The following is a 19,030-nucleotide window of genomic DNA, read 5'->3' as shown; positions in this document are numbered from 1 at the left end:
ATAGTTTGTCCCACTGACAGGACAATAGGCCCACCATGCAAGACCTCAACGACCTCTACTATTTCGCCAAAGTCGTCGAAGCCGGCGGTTTTGCTGCGGCTGGCCGGCTACTCGGCATTCCCAAATCCAGGCTTTCACGGCGCATTGCCGAACTGGAAGACCGCCTGGGTGCACGCTTGCTGCAACGCACCACCCGGCAACTGACGCTCACCGCCGTCGGCGAACGCTACCTGCGCCACTGCCAGGCCATGCTGCTGGAAGCGGAAATGGCCGACGAGGCCGTGGCCAGCATGTCCAGCGAGCCGCGTGGGCGGCTGCGAGTCAGTTGCCCGGTGGGGCTGGCCCAGCAAATTCTGCCGGAGCTGGTAGCCGGTTTTCTGGCCGCGCACCCGTTGGTGCAGTTGGACATGACCCTGGTGAATCGCCGCGTCGACCTGGTGGCCGAAGGCATTGATGTAGCGCTGCGCGTACGCGAACTGGGCGACGAAGACCCGTTACTGGTCACCAAACGCCTGCGCCAGGCGCATACCGTGCTGGTGGCCAGCCCCGTTTTCATGCGTGAGCGGCGGGTCGAAACCCTGGAAGACCTCAAGCAGCTGCCAATCCTTGGCGCACTCGAGGCGGACCGAATGGTGCACCAACGCATCATCGACCCTCAGGGCAACATGCACGAGCTAGTGATGGAGGCGCGCCTGGGCATCGAAGACTTTATCGTGCGCAAGGCCAGCGCAATGATGGGCGTGGGCTTTACGGTGCTGCCAATGATGTACTGCGAAGAAGAACTGGCTAATGGCCGCCTGGTGCAATTGCTACCGGAGTGGTCATTGCCTGGCGGCTGGCTGCAGGCGGTCTACCCGCACCGGCGCGGCGTGCTGCCGGCCATCCGGGCCTGGATCGACTATCTGGAAGAAGGCTTCAAAGGCTGTGGAGATCGGCTGTTATGAGCATGACGGAAGAACAAGTCGCCCGTTTCTGCCTGGGCCTGCCAGGCGCACGGGAAGACTACAAATGGGGCGGCGTGCGGGTGTTTTCGATTGCCGGCAACAAGATGTTCGCCTTGCAGAACCTGCGCGGTGAGTCGCTGGCCTTCAAGGTCGACAAAGAACTGTTCCTGGGCCACGTCGACCGCCCGGGCATTCACCCGGCGCCTTACCTGGCGAGGGCGCAGTGGGTCATCATGAACACGCCCTACCCTTTGGGCGCAGAGGAACTGCGTGGCTTGTTGCAGCGCTCCCACCAGTTGGTGGTGAGCAAGCTGCCCAAGCGCACGCAGATTGGCTTGCGGCTAGAGGATTGACAGCAAGGTGCCGCCGAGGAACAGCTGGTCCAGCCAGAACACCTGGTGCAACAGCACAATCACCCAGAACAACACTTGGTAAGACACCTTGCGCGTCTTGTGCCGGAACACCTGCTGGGCGATCAACGCCCCCGGCCAACCGCCGGCCAGTTCCACCGCATGCAGGATGTTTTCCGGGGTGCGCCAGCCTTCGGTCTGCGCTTTGCGCTTATCGCTCCAGTACAAGAAGAACGCCACCACGCTGACCACGCAGTAGGCCATCAACGGAATCACCGTTTCGCCGCGATACCACAGCAACGCCGAGCCCAGCAGCGGCGCGGCACACAGCAGTACAAAGATCAGCGCCTTCAGGCGTGGGTGCTGGATAGTCATGGCTTGACCGCAGTCCAGTCGATCCAGCCGAACTGCCAGGTCGCCAGGATCACCAGGCCGAACGCAATCCGGTACCAGGCAAACGCCGCGTAGCTGTGGCTGGCGATGAACTTGAGCAGGGCCTTGACCGCAATCATGGCGAAGATGAACGAGGTGACAAAGCCAATGGCTAACACCGGCAGGTCCGCGGGCTGGAACAGGTCACGGTATTTATAGCCCGAGTACACCGCCGCACCGACCATGGTGGGCATCGCCAGGAAGAACGAGAACTCGGTAGCTGTCTTGCGCGACAGGCCAAACAACAGGCCGCCGATGATCGTCGCACCAGAACGCGAAGTGCCGGGGATCATGGCCAGGCACTGGGCCAGGCCGACCTTCAGGGCGTCTTTCCAGGTGATGTCGTCGACGGTTTCAGCCCGCACCGCATGCTGGCGGCGCTCGGCCCACAACATGATCACGCCACCCACTACCAGGGCAGTCGCTACAGTGATCGGGTTAAACAGGTAGTGCTTGATCAGGTCGGCAAAAATCACCCCCAGTACCACCGCCGGTAGCACGGCGATGATCAGGTTGACGGTAAAGCGTCGGGCTTGGGGCTGGGTCGGCAGGCCGATGACCACGTCAAAGATCTTGCGCCGAAACTCCCAGACTACCGCCAGGATCGCGCCGAGCTGGATGATGATATTGAAGGCTTCGAAACGCTCGCCGCCAAAATTGATCAGGTCGGCGACGATGATCTGGTGGCCAGTGCTGGAGATCGGCAAGAACTCCGTAAGCCCCTCGACGATGCCGAGAATCAATGCCTGTATGGCGGTCCAAAAATCCATGCTGTCTCCAAAGGTCATGCGCGTAGCATGCCTCTTAGTCTTTTTTAAGTTCACTGACGACGAGCGCACACAAGCGCCCGCGGTTGATTCTCAACGCCGGTCTGCAAAAATTCCGTGAAAAATCAGGCAGTACTCAGGTTTTTCGATTCCGGGCCGAAAGCCTATCAGACACGCCGGAAATCTCGAAGCAGCACCACAATTATAAAGAGCAGGGAGTGACAGGACGATGAACAGTTTGCGCAGCATGTCGATCAGCCGCCGCCTTTGGCTGATCCTGATAGTCGCCGTGTTGATGCTGCTGGCCTTGGGGCTGTTGATGCTCAACCAGATCCACGGCGACCTCTACCAGGCCAAGCGCCAGCAGACCCAGCATGTGGTACAGACCGCCAGCGGTGTACTCAGCTATTACCAGAACCTGGAGAAAACCGGCGTACTGACCCGTGACGCAGCGCAACAACAGGCCCTGAGCGCGGTGCGCGGCCTGCGTTATGACCACGATGATTACTTCTGGATCAACGACCTCACCCCCGTGATGATCATGCACGCGGCCAACCCCAAGCTCGACGGCCAGAACCTCTCGGCGATTCGCGACCCGGACGGTTTCGCCGTGTTCAACGAATTCGTGAGCCTGGCCAAGGCCAAGGGCGCCGGCATCGTCAACTACCGCTGGCCGAAACCCGGCGCCGAAGCGCCGGTAGAGAAAACCTCGTACATCCAACTGTTCGAACCCTGGGGCTGGATTATCGGCTCCGGCGTCTACGTCGACGATGTACAGGCTGAATTCAGGGGCCAGGTGTGGAAAGCCTCGGCCATTGGCCTGGGCATTGCGTTGATGATGGCCGTGCTGGTGGTGTTGATCGCTCGTAGCATCGTGCAGCCGTTGCAGGCGGCGGTGAATGCCATGGGCAATATCGCCAGCGGCGAAAGCGACCTGACCCACAGCCTCGACACCCACGGTCGTGACGAACTGACCGCACTGGCCCAGCACTTCAATAACTTCACCGCCAAACTGCGCCAGGTTGTCGGCCAGTTGCAGGTGTGCGCGAACGCCCTGGGCCAGTCGTCCACCGAGCTGGGCCACAACGCCAGCCAGGCCCATGACCGCAGCCAGCAGCAATCGCAGCAGATGGAACTGGTGGCCACCGCCATCAATGAAGTCACCTACGGCGTGCAGGACGTGGCCAAGAATGCCGAACACGCCGCCAGCGAAATGCGCGATGCCCAGGCCCAGGCACAACAGGGCCAGGTCAACATCGACGGCAGCTTGCAGCAGATCGACCAGCTCTCCACCACCATCAGCCAGGCTGTGGAGGTGATCCGCACACTCTCCAGCGAAAGCACGCAGATCGGCGGGGTACTGGAGGTGATCCGCTCCATCGCCGACCAGACCAACCTGCTCGCCCTCAACGCCGCCATCGAAGCCGCCCGCGCCGGGGAGCAAGGCCGTGGGTTTGCGGTGGTCGCCGATGAGGTGCGGCTGCTGGCCCAGCGCACGCAGAAATCCACCGCCGAGATCCAGGTAATGATCGAGCGCCTGCAAGGTCACTCGGAAGCGGCGGTCAAGGTCATCAGCGACAGCCACAGCGCCTCGCAACTGACCATCGAGCAAGCCGGCCAGGCCGGTGCAAGCCTCACCGCCATCGGCCAGGCACTGCACAACCTCAACGGCCTGAACGCCTCGATTGCCAGCGCCACCCTGCAGCAGGCCCATGTGGTGGAAGACATCAACCAGAACGTCACCCAAGCGGCCGGGCTGTCCCACAGCACGCGCTGGCGGCGGAGCAATCGAGCGTGGCGAGTGCGCAGTTGCGTGGTTTGAGTGAGCAGCTTGATGGGTTGCTGCGCCAATTCCGAATCTAGCGCTGATTAGCCTTTTGTAGGAGCGAACTTGCTCGCGAAAAACCCATAGGCACCGCGGTTATTCAGACAATACGCGGTAACGTTGACGATCTTCGCGAGCAAGCTCGCTCCTACAGAGGGCAATGACGCATTGCTGTGTTTGAGGATCGGTGAGCTCTGGGTACAATCACCGCCCTCTCCCACTCTCCCAAGGATCCGCCATGTCCGGGCTTGAACTGTTCGCCGCCGCCCTGGGGGTGATCGCTGTCTGGCTGACGGTCAAACAAAACCCCTGGTGCTGGCCCATCGGCCTGGTGATGGTGTTGCTCTACACCTGGGTGTTTTTCGAGGTCAAGCTCTACTCGGACATGCTGCTGCAAGTGGTCTACGCGGCGCTGCAAGTTTACGGTTGGTGGCAGTGGACCCGCGCTGGCGAGGTCAAGCAAGGCCGCCAGGTCACCAGCCTGAAAGCGCCGGCAATCATGGCCAGCCTGGCTGTGGGCGCCGTCGGCAGTCTGCTGCTGGGCGCCGCCATGGCCCACTGGACTGACGCCGCCCAGCCCTGGCTCGACGCCGCCCTCACCGGCTTCAGCCTGGTGGCGCAGATGTGGATGGCGCAAAAACGCGTACAGTGCTGGCCGTTGTGGATTGTGGTGGATGTGATCTTCGTCGGCCTGTTCCTCTACAAAGGCCTCTACCTCACCGCGGCGCTCTACGCCCTGTTTACCGCGATTGCCGTGCAAGGCTGGCGCGAGTGGCGCGCCGACCCGGCGTTACGCGCATGAAAGTGGTGGTATTGGCGGGCCCCGAATCCAGCGGCAAGAGCTGGCTGGCGGCGCAGTTGCACACGCGCTTCGGCGGGTTGATGGTGGGGGAATATGTGCGGCACTTCATCGATCAGCATCAGCGCGACACCACCCTGGCGGATATCCCGGCCATTGCCCAGGGCCAGTTGGCCTGGGAGGATGCCGCCCGCGCCAAACGCCCCGCCTTGCTGATTCTCGACACCCACCTGCTGACCAACAAGCTCTGGAGCCAGACCCTGTTCGGCGACTATCCCGGCTGGCTTGATGACGAGCTACTGGCGCGGCATTACGACCTGCACTTGCTGCTCTCACCCGAGGATGTGGAATGGAGTGCCGACGGCCAGCGCTGCCAGCCGGAACTGGCGGATCGCCGGGCGTTTTTTCAGGCCAGCCTGGAGTGGATGCAGGAGCATCGACAGCCACTGGTGGTGATTGGCGGAGATTGGGAACAAAGGCGCCAGGCGGCATTTGCCGCGGTCACCCAGTTGCTCAAGCCCTGACACTCCTCCCTGTGGGAGCGGGCTTGCTCGCGAATGCTCTGTATCAGCTGGCACAGGCATAGACTGACCCACCGCTTTCGCGGGCAAGCCCGCTCCCACATTTTTTACCGTACCAGGTTTTAGTAGCCCAACGACAACCCCGTATTGCGTCGCGGGTCATTGGCCCCATAGAAGCGGTTGTTACCCACCGGCTTGCCATCCAGAGCAGGCGCACCGACCAGGATCGCCGCCAAATGGTTGGCATCTTGCGGACCGGCAAACTTATGGCCCCAGCTCTCGAGAATCTTCTGGGTATCCGGGCTCACGGCAAACGTTTCAAGGTTAGTGGTCTCAGGCATCCACTGCTGATGGAAGCGCGGCGCGTCCACGGCTTCCTGGATATTCATCTTGTAGTCGATGACATTCAGGATGGTCAGCAAGGTCGCAGTGATGATGCGACTGCCACCCGGTGTACCGACGACCATCACCGCCTTGCCGTCCTTGGTGACGATGGTCGGGCTCATCGACGACAGCGGCGCCTTGCCCGGTGCGATGGCGTTGGCTTCGCCCTGTACCAGCCCGTACATGTTCGGCACGCCGACCTTGACGGTGAAGTCGTCCATTTCATCGTTGAGAATCACCCCGGTCTTGCTCGCCATCACCCCGGCGCCAAACCAGTCGTTGAGGGTATAGGTCACCGAGACCGCGTTGCCCCATTTGTCGACGATGGAATAGTGGGTGGTGTTATTGCCTTCATGGGGCGATACACCCGGTTTGATTGCCTGGGAATCACCGGCCTTTTGCGGTTCGATCGCCGCACGTAGCTTGGCCGCGTAGTTCTTGTCCAGCAGATGCTCGATGGGGTTCTTCACGAAGTCCGGGTCACCGAGATAGCTGTTGCGGTCCACGTAGGCGTGGCGCATCGCTTCGATCTGGTAGTGCAGGCCCTGGGCCGAGTGATAGCCCAGGTCGGCCATCGGGTAGCCTTCGAGGATGTTCATGATCTGGCAGATCACCACACCGCCGGAGCTGGGTGGCGGCGCCGAGACCACATGGTAGCCACGGTAGTCGCACTCGATGGGGGCCAGTTCGCGAGTTTTGTAGGCGTCTAGGTCGGCCTGGGTGATGATGCCTTTGCCGGCCTGGCTGGAATCCACTACCGCCTTGGCGACCCAGCCTTTATAGAAACCGTCGGTGCCCTTGGCCGAGATTTCCTTGAGGGTTTTGGCCAGGTCCTTCTGCACCAGCTTCTGGCCTACCTGCATCGGCTCGCCGTTATGCAGGAAGATGCCACGCATATCCTGGTCTTTTTCGAACTCACCGGTGGCGGTGTGCAACAGGTCGATATCGCCCTGCTCCAGCTCAAAGCCGTTTTCCGCCAGCTTGATCGCCGGGGCAATCACTTGGGCGCGCTTGAGGGTGCCGTATTTGCTCAGGGCCAGCTCCATGCCGGACACCGTGCCCGGTACGCCGACCGCCAAATGGCCTTTGGCGCTGAGGCCCTCGACCACATTGCCGGCCTTGTCGAGGTACATATCGGCCGTCGCCGCCAACGGGGCTTTTTCGCGGAAGTCGAGGAAGGTCTTGCGCCCGTCCGCCAGTTGCACCGTCATGAAACCGCCACCGCCCAGGTTGCCCGCCGCCGGGTACACCACCGCCAGTGCGTAACCCACTGCCACCGCCGCATCGACCGCGTTGCCGCCGGCCTTGAGCACATCGACACCCACATGGGTTGCCAGGTGCTGGGCCGTGACCACCATGCCATTTTCACCCGCAACCGGGGCTTGGGAAGCTGCGTGCACCCCGTTGACCGTTAATACCAGCGCGGTAGCAATCAAGGTGTGACTCAAGGGTTGGTATTTCATCCATGGCTACTCTGATTATTGAGATGCACCAAAATAGCCCCTCGCTGATTCAATCCCCAGCGCAATGGCGTTTTTATTACAGAACTTGTCGGTCATGGAACGCACACCGCTGTGCAAGGCGGCAATCAGCTCTGGCCTATAAAATTAATGGCGCTAGAATCGGCGCCATTCTTTCGCCGCCGCCCTGATACGAGCCTGTCCATGAGCTTTGATTTCGACACGATCCACCCACGCTTCGATACCGGCAGTACCAAGTGGAGCCGTTACCCGCAAGATGTTCTGCCGATGTGGATCGCCGATATGGACATCGCCGCGCCGCCCGCCATTTTGCGCGCCCTGCACGCGCGCCTGGACCAGCAGATTCTAGGCTACAGCGTGGCCGGTCCGGACGTGCGCGACGCCATCGTCGCTGACCTGTGGGCCAAGTACGCCTGGCGCGTGCAGCCCGAAGAACTGTTGTTCCTGCCCGGCGTCGAGCCTGGTTTCAATATGGCCCTGCACGCATTCGTCCAGCCCGGCCAGGCGGTGGTGCTGCAAACCCCCAACTATCGGCCGATTCGCCTGGCGCCGGGCAACTGGAACCTGCCACGCATCGAAATGCCGTTCGAGTTGATCAACGGCGAATACGTCACGCCTATGCCTGCGATGCGCCAGGCATTGAGCGGTGCCGGTGCGTTGCTACTGAGTAATCCGCACAACCCCATCGGCAAGGTATTTCCCCGGGAGGAACTGACGGCGGTAGCCAATGCCTGCCTGGAAGCTGGCGCGCTGATCATCAGCGACGAGATCCACGCAGAGCTGTGCTTCGACGGCCGTCGCCACATCCCCACCGCCAGCCTCCGCCCCGAGATTGCCCAGCGCACCATCACCCTGATGTCGGCGAGCAAGGCGTATAACGTGGCCGGCTTGAAGACCTGCTTTGCGGTGGTCCAGAACGCCGAAGTGCGCGAGCGTTTCAATAACGCACGCTGCGGCATGGTCGACAGCGTCAGCCCCCTGGGGCTGGAAGCCACACGTGCCGCCTACAGCGAATGCGCCGACTGGCTCAGCGCGCTGGTGCCGTACCTGCAAGCCAACCGCGACTACCTGCTCGATGCAGTAAAGACCCGCCTGCCTGGCGTAGTGATGCTCGCGCCTCAAGGCACCTTCCTGGCGTGGCTCGATTGCAGCGCTCTTGGCCTGGATGACCCGCAGCAGTTTTTCCTTGAGCAGGCCAAGGTCGGCCTGAGCGCGGGGATCGAATTCGGTGATGACAGCCAACAGTTCGTGCGCCTGAACTTCGGTTGCCCACGGGCGATGCTGGAGGAAGGTATACAGCGCATGGAACGTGCCTTGCGCCAGCGCTAACCTCCCGGTGGAGCATTCGTGGGAGGGCAGGCAATCCCCTCCCACATTATTCATTCACAACTTGGCGATGGACACTTCAGTCGATTTCACGAAGGCAATCACTTCACTGCCCACCTTCAATTCCAGATCACGCACCGAACGTGTGGTAATCACCGACGTCACAATGCCAGACGCGGTTTGCACGTCGATTTCCGACACCACTTCCCCCAGTAGAATCTCCTTGATCACGCCTTTGAACTGGTTGCGCACGTTGATCGCTTTGATGGTCATGTCGGCTTTCCTTTTGGCTGTTGGGTCAATCCGCACGAATGCGCAGGCCCTCAAAATGCGCTGCCGGATAAAATATTAAAAGGAATAAATACCTATTTATTTATTCGATAACGCTATATGAAAAACTATGCGTCATGCCCAGCCCGCCGCGCAATTTATGTGTCGCAGCGACCTATGACCGCACATCTTGTGCGTTGACCAGACTTGTTACACCCCATATAGTGTGCCCATAAACACATCAGACCACTACATAGTGTGCAACGCCGGTATTTACCGACCACACTACGCGCAGTATTTCAATGCCTTGTAGCCTGCAAAAACATTTATTTTTCGAGTACCAGGAAGGAGTATTTCCATGCTGAGTTGGGATGAAGTCGACAACGAAGACACCGGTGCAGCGGTGATCAAAGGCGCCAACGCCGGCCACGCCACCGAAGCCAACATGGACCGCCTCGACGGGGCCGGCGCCGCTGCCGCCGTGGAAGCCCGCGCCGTCACTGCCAACGACTCCGCCGCCATCGTGCGCGCCAAGGCCGCCCTGGACAAACTCGACGTCGCCGAAGGCCTCGCCGAGCTGGAAGGCGCCTCCGCCCGCGTCGCCGTTGACGAAAAGCGCATGATCAACTGCCGCGCCGACCTCAACCAACTCGTGCCTTTCAAGTACGACTGGGCCTGGCAGAAGTACCTCGACGGCTGCGCCAACCACTGGATGCCGCAAGAGGTCAACATGACCGCCGACATCGCGCTGTGGAAAAACCCCGAAGGCCTGACCGACGACGAGCGCCGTATCGTCATGCGCAACCTGGGCTTCTTCTCCACCGCCGACTCCCTGGTAGCCAACAACCTGGTGCTGGCCGTGTACCGCCTGATCACCAACCCGGAGTGCCGCCAGTACATCCTGCGCCAGGCCTTCGAAGAAGCGATCCACACCCACGCCTACCAGTACTGCATCGAATCGCTGGCCATGGATGAAGGCGAGATCTTCAACATGTACCACGAGATTCCATCGGTCGCCAAAAAGGCCGCCTGGGGCCTCAAATACACCCGCTCGATCTCCGATCCGAAGTTCGAAACCGGCACCGTCGACACCGACAAAGAACTGCTGCGCAACCTGGTCGCCTACTACTGCGTGCTGGAAGGCATCTTCTTCTACTGCGGCTTCACCCAGATCCTGTCCATGGGCCGCCGCAACAAAATGACCGGCGTGGCCGAGCAGTTCCAGTACATCCTGCGCGATGAGTCGATGCACCTGAACTTCGGTATCGACGTGATCAACCAGATCAAAATCGAAAACCCGCACCTGTGGGATGCCGAGATGAAGGAAGAAGCGACCCAGATGATTCTGCAAGGGACTCAGCTGGAGATCGAATATGCGCGGGATACCATGCCTCGTGGGGTGTTGGGCATGAATGCGGCGATGATGGAAGACTATCTGAAGTTCATCGCAAACCGTCGCCTGTCGCAGATCGGCTTGAAGGAAGAGTACCCAGGCACGACTAACCCGTTCCCGTGGATGAGCGAGATCATGGACTTGAAGAAAGAGAAGAACTTCTTCGAGACCCGTGTGATCGAGTACCAGACCGGCGGCGCGCTGAGCTGGGACTGAATCAACACGAACCAATAAATGTGGGAGCGGGCTTGCCCGCGATAGCGCTGTATCAGTCACGGATGTACCCACTGACACACAGCTATCGCGGGCAAGCCCGCTCCCACATTGGCTATTGGTGATCCATAGACTTTGCAAGCAAGCCTTTATGCCCAACCAAACCATCAAAACCCCTTGCGTCGGCCTGTGCTCCACCGTCTACGGTGACCTGGTCTGTCGGGGCTGCAAGCGTTATCACCATGAAGTGATCCAGTGGAATGGCTATAGCGCCGAGGAAAAACAGGCGGTGTGGCTGCGCCTGGAGCAGTTGCTGGTACAGGTAATGGCCAGCAAGCTGGAAGTGTTCGACCCGCACTGCCTGCGACAGCAGCTGGAAGCGCGCAAGATTCGTTTTATGCCGCACCAGTCGCCGTATTGCTGGGCATACCAGTTGATTGCGCGGGGTGCGCGGGTGATTTCCAGGCTGGATGCCTATGGGTTGGCGCTGTTACCGGAGTTTCGTGAACGCCACCTGGCGGATTTGCGCGATGCGATAGATCGAGAGTTCTTTTTGCTGTCCGAGGCACATTACGAACGCTATATCGCCCCGGTTTTCTTGAAAGAGTCATTCGGGCCGGCGCTGATTGCCACGCGCTGACCCAAATCGCAAACACTGCGGGAACGCGGTACAACGCTGGACCTGTGGCGAGGGAGCTTGCTCCCGTAACGGCCCTGACAGCCGACGATGATCCAACTCACGCTCCGCGATCCAAAGTAGATAAGCGTCGACTATCAGGCCGTCATCGCAGGCAAGCCAGCTCCCACAGTTGGATGCCGGGGCTTCAGGTAGATAGGGATCGGCTGTCGTCATCACAGCATAGGTATCTACACAACTTCGGTACGACGCTAAACCTGTGGCGAGGGAGCTTGCTCCCGCTACGGCCTGGCAGCCGACGCTGATCTAACTGACGCACCGCGATCCAACTGTGGGAGCTGGCTTGCCTGCGAAGACGGCTTGACAGTCAACACAGTTGGACCGTGTACATATCCATTCCTGCGGTAACGGCCACTTAGGGTTCCGCCCTGACGGCGGCTCACTTTGCAAAAGCGGCAAAGTAAGCAAAACGCTCTTGCCCCACCACTCGGCACCTCGCTTAGGCTCGGTGTGCCCGTAATCCGCCAGTGATTTGGGGGGTCGCCGCCACGCGCCATCCATGGCGCGGGGCGGCTAAACCGGCATCCCTGCCGGTTTACCCCCCAAATCCCTGTCGAATTCCGGCCAGCGTGGTTTAACGGGGCGCCTAAGATCAAAAGCAGATCAAGATCAAGAGCGTCTCGCTTCGCATCGTGGTTACCGTCGGCTGCTACAGCCTACAAAGTTGTGTAGATACCTATGGTCATCACAGGCAAGCCAGTTCCCACCCAATTGTGTTTAAAATGCCGCCCGCCCGATGACTGACGCTTAACGATGAACCCAGACGCACTCGCTACCCTGCACGCCCACTTGCTCACTGCCCTGGCTGACGCGCCTGCAGAAACCCGGCGCCTGTTCCATGGCCGTGGCCGTTGCTGGCCAGGTCTGGAACAACTGACGGTGGACTGGCTGCAAGGGGTGGTGCTGGTTGCTTTGTTCAAAGAAACCGAGCACCTGGATGCCCTGAAGCACACGCTGTTGCAGATCGAGTGGAGCCGTTTCGGCGTGCACACCGTGGCCCTGCAACACCGCTACCTGCCGCAAAGCACCACCGAATGGCTGGTGGGCAACGCCATCGACGAACTGACCATCACCGAGGGCGGCCTGCGCTACCTGATCGACCTGGGTAAAAAACAGAACAGCGGGCTGTTCCTCGACATGCGTTACGGGCGCAACTGGGTGCGCGAACAGGCCCAGGGCCAGCGTGTGCTGAATTTGTTTGCCTATACCTGCGGTTTTTCCGTGGCCGCCATCGAAGGCGGCGCCGACCATGTGGTGAACCTGGACATGGCCCGTGGGGCCTTAAGCCGTGGCCGCGACAACCATCGCCTGAATGGGCACGACCTGAGCCGGGTGAGTTTCCTGGGCCACGATCTGTTCAAGTCCTGGGCCAAGGTGACGAACAACGGCCCTTACGACCTGGTAATCATCGACCCGCCCTCCTTCCAGAAAGGCAGTTTCCTGCTGACCAAGGATTACCAGCGCGTGCTGCGCCGCCTGCCGGACTTGCTCAGTGCCCACGGCACCGTACTGGCATGCATGAACGATCCTGCCTTCGGCGAAGATTTCCTGATCGACGGCGTGACCCGCGAAGCACCGGGCCTGCGGTTTGTACAGCGGCTGGAAAACCCACCGGAATTTCCTGACATTGACCCGCAGAGTGGGCTGAAGGCCCTGGTGTTCCGTCAGGGCTGATGCCGAAACAGCCTACGCTTGCTACGCTAACGGATACACCGGGCGGTGAACCTTATCCTCCCCTTCCCGGTCGATACCTGCATTCCCTGGCCAGACTCGACGGCGCTACGTTGTCGGCTGCCCCGTTTGACCTTTTGGAGAACCGCCCGTGATATCGACCCTGCATGTAGCCAGACTCAAAGCCTGGGGCGCCCACGGCTTTACCGCCACCGGTGTGGTACTGGCATTTTTGGCCACCCTGGCGCTGCTGGAAAACTCCCCCAAGGCGTGCCTGCTGTGGCTGGGCCTGGCACTGGTGGTGGATGGCGTCGACGGCTCGCTGGCGCGACGGGTGAATGTCAGCACGGTGCTGCCCAGCTTTGACGGCTCGGTGCTGGACCTGGTGATCGACTACCTTACCTACGTGTTCATTCCTGCACTGTTTATCTACCGCTACATCGACCTGCCTGATTTCACCCACCTGTTTGCGGTGTCGGTGATTCTGGTGTCGTCGCTGTTCTGCTTTTGCAACGTGAACATGAAGAGCAAGGACAACTACTTCGTCGGCTTCCCTGCCGCCTGGAACGTCGTTGCCCTGTGCGTCTATATCATCCAGCCGGATGCGTGGGTCACCTTGCTGACCGTGATCGGCCTGGCGCTGTTGACCGTCACGCCGATGAAGTTCCTGCACCCGTTCCGGGTCAAGCGCTTCATGCCGATCAACATCGCGGTGACCACCATCTGGCTGCTGTGCAGCTTCCTGATGGTGGTGGATTACCCGAACACCAACCCTTGGACATTTGGCCTGTGGTCGCTGATGTCGGCCTACTTCCTGGGTATCTGCATCTGGCGCACGGCCGTGGAATGGCTGGGCGCGCACAAATAACAAGCGGGCTCGGTAAAAAATGTGGGAGGGGGCTTGCCCCCTCCCACATTTGAGTCACATCGCAGTAAGATGCTGGCCTTCTGCGGCCCTCCAACAATAAGCCCTGCCCATGCCCTTCGAACTCAGCGTAGACCTCACCACCCTGGCCATCCTGGCCGTTGTCGCTTTTATCGCCGGTTTTATCGACGCCATCGCCGGCGGTGGCGGTCTGTTGACCACGCCCGCCCTGCTCACCGCTGGTATGCCGCCGCACCTGGTGCTGGGCACCAACAAGCTCAGCTCCACCTTCGGCTCGGCCACCGCCAGTTTTACCTTCTACCGGCGCAAGCTGTTCCACCCACGCCAATGGGTGCACGCCATCGTCGGTACCTTGATCGGTGCACTGACCGGCGCGGTCGTCGCCCATTACTTGCCTGCCGAAACCCTGAACAAGATGCTCCCGGTGATCGTCTTCGCCTGCGGTGTGTACCTGCTGTTCGGTGGCACGCCCAAGGCGCCACTGGACGCCGAGGCACCGATCAAAAAGAAATGGCAAGCCACCCAGGGCTTTGGCCTGGGCTTTTACGATGGCGTGGCCGGGCCCGGCACGGGGGCGTTCTGGACGGTCAGCACGATGCTGCTGCACCCCATCGACCTGGTGAAGGCCAGCGGCGTAGCGCGCAGCATGAACTTCGTCAGCAACGCGGCGGCGCTGACGGTGTTTATCATCAATGGTTCGGTGGACTGGATTGTCGGCCTGGCGATGGGGGTGTCGGTGATGTGTGGCGCGTTCTTTGGCGCACGCAGCGCGATCAGCGGCGGCGCCAAATTCATTCGCCCGGTGTTTATCACCGTGGTCCTGGGCCTGACCGTGCGCCTAGCCTGGCAGCACTGGTTCAGCGTGGCCTAAACGGCGGGCCACGTAGAGGTCGATGAGGTAACGCGCAATCGAGCGTGACGCCGGCAACGGCGGTAGCTCGTGGATATTGAACCACTGCGCGTCCTCGATCTCGTCGGCCTGGGGCACGATATCGCCCCCGGCGTATTCGGCGTGAAAGCCCAGCATCATTGAGTGAGGGAACGGCCAGCATTGGCTGCCCATGTACTGGATGTTCTTGACCTCCAACTGCACCTCTTCACGCACTTCACGGATCAGGCAGTCTTCGGCGGACTCCCCCGGCTCGGCAAAACCGGCCAGGGTGCTGTAGACCCCCGTCACAAAACGCGGCGAACGCGCCAGCAGGATGTCATCGCCACGGGTCACCAGCACAATCATGCTCGGTGAGATCCGGGGGTAGCTGCGCAGGTCGCAGGCCTGGCAATACATCGCCCGCTCCCTCGGCACCTGTACCATCGCCTGGCCACAACTGCCACAAAAACGGTGCTCCCGCGCCCAGGTACCGATCTGCGCGGCGTAGCCCAGCACCTTGTACAGGGTGTGATCACCTTGCAGCATAAAGCCGCGCAAGCCCTGCCAACTGCCCCCTGGCACATCAGCCGGCGAGTCGAGTTCCAACAGGTACACCGGCTCGCCGTCGAGGTGGCCGATGCCGTGTTCGGCAAACACCGACAGGTCCTGGCGCTTGAGCCATTCACGCGGGAACAGCGGCCCGTTGGTGTCGTGTAAGAAGCCTTCGCGGCTGCGGGCGACGGCCCAGCCGCCGGGGGCGTCGTTGTCCAGCAGCGTTGTGGTAATCCAGCCTGGGGTCATGTCAGTCAATCCACGAATTCGGGTTTCTGCTTACTCATATGGGCCGCGATGGCCACGCGCAGGTCGTTGGATTGCAACATAGCCGAGTTCCAGGTGGCAACGTATTCCAGGCCGTCATTGACTGTGTGGTCACGCATGTAGCTGATCATGGCCTTGGTGCCGGTCACGGCAATCGGCGACTTGGCGGCGATTTGATGGGCCAGGTCCATGACACCCGCCAGCAGGCTTTCATGATCGGCAAACACGCGATTGACCAGGCCGATGCTGCGCGCTTCTTCGGCGCCGAATTGACGACCGGTGTAGGCCAGCTCACGCAGCATGCCATCGCCGATAATGCGCGGCAGGCGTTGCAAGGTGCCGACATCGGCGGCCATGCCGATGTCGATTTCCTTGATCGAGAATTGCGCGTCTTCGGCCGCGTAGCGCATGTCGCACGCGCTGATCAGGTCGATGGCACCGCCAATGCAGTAGCCCTGGATCGCCGCCAGCACGGGCTTGCGGCAAGCGTCCACGGCGTTGAACGAGGCTTGCAGCTCGAGAATCTTGCGGCGCAGCAGGCGCGCATTGCGACCCACGTCCTTGCCAAAGTCATTGGCGATCGAGGCCAGCATCATCAGGTCGATGCCCGAGGAAAAATGCTTGCCCGCACCGCTGAGCACCACGGCACGCACGGCGTCGGTCTCGTCGACCCATTGGAAGATGTCGATGATTTCGGTCCAGAACGCCGCGTTCATGGCGTTGATCTTTTCCGGGCGATTGATCTGCACATGGGCAACGTTGCCGCTGAGTTCGACAACGAAGGCTTGGTATTCGGACATGGCAGTGATCCCTGACTGGCGATTGAGAAAGGCCAGACTATATCAAGGGTGCGCCACGGCGCATCGGCCAAAAACGGGACTGACCACGGTGAGGGAAAAGACGCTGGATAAAACCCGATGCACAGGCCATCCTTTGCGCTTTAAGCCGCGCTGTGCGCGGCGCTCGACGTTTTAAGGAAATGCCATGCACGCCCAACCCCTCGCTCCCGCCGATTTCGAATTCATTGACGCCACCTTGCTCAAATACGGCGAAGACCACTCGGTGCTGAACATGGCCGAACTCGACGGTTATTTCACCGCCCTGGTTTCCAGCCCGGCCAAGGTGGATGTGGCCGAGTGGTTCCCGGCGATCTGGGGCGGGCAAAACCCTGAATGGGACAACATGGACGAGGCCCAGGCTTTTCTCGAGCTGTGTGTACGCCATATGAATACCCTGGCCGCGCAATTGGCCCTTGATGCCCAGGCATTCAAACCCCGTTTCGATGAAACAGAACATCAAGGCCAGGCGGTGACCCTTGCCGAGGAATGGTGCTTTGGTTATGTGCGCGGCGTGACAATCGCCAACTGGCCGCCATTGCCCGCTGTACAAGCCGGGCAACTGGAGCGGATTTCCTGCTGCGCCGAACAGGACAATTTCGAACTGCCGGCAGACCTGGATGTAAACGCCCATCAACTGCAGGTCAGCGAAATCGAACCGGCTGCGCGGGCGCTGCATGACTACTGGTTGAGCCAGCGTTAAGGCAGTAGGAGCGCATGCCAATAAATCACGCAGATCACCCACTCACTCGACAAGCATGGCGTGTTTGCCTGATGATTCGGGTCCGCACGTCGGCCACTCCACGCCACCTTGCCTTGACCAGGAGCCTTGTACCTTGAGTTCGCAGAAAACCGTGACCGTTACACCGCCCAACTTCCCCCTCACTGGCAAGGTCGCGCCCCCCGGCTCCAAATCCATTACCAACCGTGCGCTGTTGCTGGCGGCACTGGCCAAGGGCACCAGCCGTTTGAGCGGTGCGCTCAAAAGCGATGACACACGCCATATGTCGGTCGCCCTGCGGCAGATGGGCGTCACCATCGACGAGCCGGACGACACCACCTTTGTCGTCACCAGCCAAGGCTCGCTGCAATTGCCGGCCCAGCCGTTGTTCCTCGGCAACGCCGGCACCGCGATGCGCTTTCTCACGGCCGCCGTCGCCACCGTGCAAGGCACCGTGGTACTGGACGGTGACGAGTACATGCAAAAACGCCCGATCGGCCCGCTGCTGGCCACCCTGGGCCAGAACGGCATCCAGGTCGACAGCCCCACCGGTTGCCCACCGGTAACGGTGCATGGCGCGGGCAAGGTCCAGGCCAGGCGTTTTGAGATTGACGGAGGCTTGTCCAGCCAGTACGTATCGGCCCTGCTGATGCTGGCGGCGTGCGGCGAAGCGCCGATTGAAGTGGCGCTGACCGGCAAGGACATCGGCGCCCGTGGCTATGTAGACCTGACACTCGATTGCATGCGTGCGTTCGGTGCCCAGGTCGACGCCGTGGACGACACCACCTGGCGTGTCGCTCCCACTGGTTACACCGCACATGATTACCTGATCGAACCCGACGCTTCCGCCGCCACTTACCTGTGGGCCGCAGAGGTGCTGACCGGTGGCCGTATCGATATTGGTGTAGCCGCGCAGGACTTCACCCAGCCGGACGCCAAGGCCCAGGCCGTGATCGCACAATACCCGAACATGCAGGCCACGGTGGTAGGGTCGCAAATGCAGGATGCGATCCCGACCCTGGCGGTGCTCGCCGCATTCAACAATACCCCGGTGCGCTTTACTGAACTGGCGAACCTGCGCGTCAAGGAATGTGACCGCGTGCAGGCGCTGCACGATGGCCTCAACGAAATTCGCCCGGGCCTGGCGACCATCGAGGGCGATGACCTGCTGGTCGCCAGCGACCCCGCTTTGGCTGGCACCGCCTGCACCGCACTGATCGACACCCACGCCGACCATCGCATCGCCATGTGTTTTGCCCTGGCCGGGCTGAAAGTCTCGGGCATTCGCATTCAAGACCCGGACTGCGTGGCCAAGACCTACCCTGACTACTGGAAAGCGCTGGCCAGCCTGGGCGTTCACTTAAGCTACTGACACACAAACCTGTAGGAGCGCGCTTGCTCGCTCCTACAACTGAACCTTGCCGGGAGCGTCAATGACCCTTCGCCAACCCTGCCCACCCGGCGCCTGTGTCTGCAACCGTGAACAACTGCTGGAAGACCCCGGCGCTGATCTGCGCATTCTGCAACTGACGCGACAGCAGGAAAAAATCCTGCTGGAGCGCCTGGAAAACCTCAAGAGCCTGCAAGACCTCGAACACCTGCAACAGCGGATGTACGACCAACTGGGCATCCGCGTACACATCGCGCCAGGGCATACCGAGGTCAAGAGCATGCGCGGGATCCAGATCGTCATCGACGAACTGCCGGGCATGTGCCGCAAGACCCGCCAGTCGATCCCCGCCTCCATTCGCCGTGGTCTGGAGAAAAACCCAGAGATTGCCTACCGCTTGCTCGACGCCCACGACCTGTTTCGCGACGTTTGAA

At 60.8% G+C, this 19,030-nt stretch carries 20 protein-coding genes; 14 read left to right on the top strand and 6 right to left on the bottom strand.

What is annotated here, in order from left to right; genetic code table 11:
- Positions 1–35: 35 nt before the first annotated feature.
- Positions 36–944 carry a LysR substrate-binding domain-containing protein gene (locus CLM72_RS13285; protein ID WP_105226753.1) on the top strand — a complete coding sequence of 303 codons (909 nt, stop codon included), beginning with the start codon at positions 36–38 and terminating at the stop codon, positions 942–944.
- Positions 941–1,297, top strand: coding sequence for an MmcQ/YjbR family DNA-binding protein (locus CLM72_RS13280; protein WP_073522504.1), 357 nt, complete (start codon positions 941–943; stop codon positions 1,295–1,297). Before CLM72_RS13285 ends, CLM72_RS13280 begins: the two co-directional genes overlap by 4 nt.
- Here CLM72_RS13280 and CLM72_RS13275 read toward each other — a convergent pair.
- Positions 1,286–1,669, bottom strand: a complete 384-nt coding sequence (locus CLM72_RS13275; protein ID WP_105226752.1) for a DUF1294 domain-containing protein — start codon at positions 1,667–1,669, stop codon at positions 1,286–1,288. The two genes, CLM72_RS13280 and CLM72_RS13275, sit on opposite strands and share 12 nt — an antisense overlap.
- The gene (locus CLM72_RS13270; RefSeq protein ID WP_105226751.1) at positions 1,666–2,496 is read right to left on the bottom strand and encodes an undecaprenyl-diphosphate phosphatase; all 831 of its coding nucleotides are present in this window, start codon (positions 2,494–2,496) and stop codon (positions 1,666–1,668) included. The genes CLM72_RS13275 and CLM72_RS13270 overlap by 4 nt, the downstream gene beginning before the upstream one ends.
- A gap of 226 nt (positions 2,497–2,722) precedes the next feature.
- Between CLM72_RS13270 and CLM72_RS13265 the strand changes: the two genes are divergently transcribed.
- The 3 genes from CLM72_RS13265 to CLM72_RS13255 all read left to right on the top strand — a co-directional run bounded on the left by CLM72_RS13265 (position 2,723) and on the right by CLM72_RS13255 (position 5,641).
- Positions 2,723–4,315, top strand: a complete 1,593-nt coding sequence (locus CLM72_RS13265; protein ID WP_371920460.1) for a methyl-accepting chemotaxis protein — start codon at positions 2,723–2,725, stop codon at positions 4,313–4,315.
- Between the two features lie 241 nt (positions 4,316–4,556).
- Positions 4,557–5,120 carry a nicotinamide riboside transporter PnuC gene (gene pnuC / locus CLM72_RS13260; protein WP_073522511.1) on the top strand — a complete coding sequence of 188 codons (564 nt, stop codon included), beginning with the start codon at positions 4,557–4,559 and terminating at the stop codon, positions 5,118–5,120.
- Positions 5,117–5,641, top strand: coding sequence for an AAA family ATPase (locus CLM72_RS13255; RefSeq protein ID WP_105226750.1), 525 nt, complete (start codon positions 5,117–5,119; stop codon positions 5,639–5,641). Before pnuC ends, CLM72_RS13255 begins: the two co-directional genes overlap by 4 nt.
- A 119-nt stretch (positions 5,642–5,760) precedes the next feature.
- Here CLM72_RS13255 and ggt read toward each other — a convergent pair whose 3' ends face one another.
- Positions 5,761–7,485 carry a gamma-glutamyltransferase gene (gene ggt / locus CLM72_RS13250; RefSeq protein ID WP_054895942.1) on the bottom strand — a complete coding sequence of 575 codons (1,725 nt, stop codon included), beginning with the start codon at positions 7,483–7,485 and terminating at the stop codon, positions 5,761–5,763.
- A 201-nt stretch (positions 7,486–7,686) separates the two neighbouring features.
- On the opposite strand from ggt, the gene CLM72_RS13245 reads away from it, so the two are divergent.
- The gene (locus CLM72_RS13245; protein WP_105226749.1) at positions 7,687–8,832 is read left to right on the top strand and encodes a MalY/PatB family protein; all 1,146 of its coding nucleotides are present in this window, start codon (positions 7,687–7,689) and stop codon (positions 8,830–8,832) included.
- A 54-nt stretch (positions 8,833–8,886) separates the two neighbouring features.
- Here CLM72_RS13245 and CLM72_RS13240 read toward each other — a convergent pair whose 3' ends face one another.
- Positions 8,887–9,102: a molybdopterin-binding protein gene (locus tag CLM72_RS13240; RefSeq protein WP_003173733.1), complete on the bottom strand. Its 216-nt coding sequence runs from the start codon at positions 9,100–9,102 to the stop codon at positions 8,887–8,889.
- 355 nt (positions 9,103–9,457) lie between these two features.
- Here CLM72_RS13240 and CLM72_RS13235 point away from each other — a divergent pair, with 355 nt between their 5' ends.
- The 5 genes from CLM72_RS13235 (at position 9,458) to CLM72_RS13210 (ending at position 14,830) form a co-directional block, all read left to right on the top strand.
- Positions 9,458–10,708 (top strand): ribonucleotide-diphosphate reductase subunit beta, encoded by a 1,251-nt coding sequence (locus tag CLM72_RS13235; RefSeq protein WP_032892020.1) that lies wholly within the window; start codon positions 9,458–9,460, stop codon positions 10,706–10,708.
- A gap of 148 nt (positions 10,709–10,856) precedes the next feature.
- On the top strand, positions 10,857–11,345 hold the full coding sequence (locus CLM72_RS13230; RefSeq protein ID WP_105226748.1) for a DUF1289 domain-containing protein: 489 nt from the start codon (positions 10,857–10,859) through the stop codon (positions 11,343–11,345).
- Positions 11,346–12,155: 810 nt separating this feature from the next.
- Complete coding sequence (locus tag CLM72_RS13220; protein WP_105226747.1) at positions 12,156–13,076, top strand: class I SAM-dependent methyltransferase; 921 nt, start codon at positions 12,156–12,158, stop codon at positions 13,074–13,076.
- 148 nt (positions 13,077–13,224) lie between these two features.
- Positions 13,225–13,941 carry a phosphatidylcholine synthase gene (gene pcsA, locus CLM72_RS13215; protein ID WP_003191017.1) on the top strand — a complete coding sequence of 239 codons (717 nt, stop codon included), beginning with the start codon at positions 13,225–13,227 and terminating at the stop codon, positions 13,939–13,941.
- Between the two features lie 109 nt (positions 13,942–14,050).
- Positions 14,051–14,830 (top strand): TSUP family transporter, encoded by a 780-nt coding sequence (locus tag CLM72_RS13210; protein ID WP_003191011.1) that lies wholly within the window; start codon positions 14,051–14,053, stop codon positions 14,828–14,830.
- On the opposite strand, the gene nudC is transcribed toward CLM72_RS13210, so the two are convergent.
- Both nudC and CLM72_RS13200 read right to left on the bottom strand, forming a co-directional pair.
- Positions 14,798–15,631 carry an NAD(+) diphosphatase gene (nudC, locus tag CLM72_RS13205; RefSeq protein ID WP_105226746.1) on the bottom strand — a complete coding sequence of 278 codons (834 nt, stop codon included), beginning with the start codon at positions 15,629–15,631 and terminating at the stop codon, positions 14,798–14,800. The two genes, CLM72_RS13210 and nudC, sit on opposite strands and share 33 nt — an antisense overlap.
- 5 nt (positions 15,632–15,636) lie before the next feature.
- Entirely contained in the window at positions 15,637–16,449 is an 813-nt protein-coding gene (locus CLM72_RS13200; RefSeq protein ID WP_105226745.1) for a crotonase/enoyl-CoA hydratase family protein, read from the bottom strand.
- Positions 16,450–16,633: 184 nt separating this feature from the next.
- Here CLM72_RS13200 and CLM72_RS13195 point away from each other — a divergent pair, with 184 nt between their 5' ends.
- From CLM72_RS13195 to CLM72_RS13185, 3 genes are all read left to right on the top strand, one after another.
- Positions 16,634–17,188 (top strand): UPF0149 family protein, encoded by a 555-nt coding sequence (locus CLM72_RS13195; protein WP_105226744.1) that lies wholly within the window; start codon positions 16,634–16,636, stop codon positions 17,186–17,188.
- A 133-nt stretch (positions 17,189–17,321) separates the two neighbouring features.
- Complete coding sequence (gene aroA / locus CLM72_RS13190; RefSeq protein WP_105226743.1) at positions 17,322–18,578, top strand: 3-phosphoshikimate 1-carboxyvinyltransferase; 1,257 nt, start codon at positions 17,322–17,324, stop codon at positions 18,576–18,578.
- Positions 18,579–18,639: 61 nt separating this feature from the next.
- Positions 18,640–19,029, top strand: coding sequence for a hypothetical protein (locus CLM72_RS13185; RefSeq protein WP_105226742.1), 390 nt, complete (start codon positions 18,640–18,642; stop codon positions 19,027–19,029).
- Position 19,030: the final 1 nt, after the last annotated feature.

It is taken from the genome of Pseudomonas sp. MYb193, assembly GCF_002966775.1.
GTDB lineage: Bacteria > Pseudomonadota > Gammaproteobacteria > Pseudomonadales > Pseudomonadaceae > Aquipseudomonas > Aquipseudomonas paracarnis.
The sequence above is the reverse complement of the archived record's forward strand: the minus strand, read 5'-3'. Positions and strand labels throughout refer to the sequence as shown.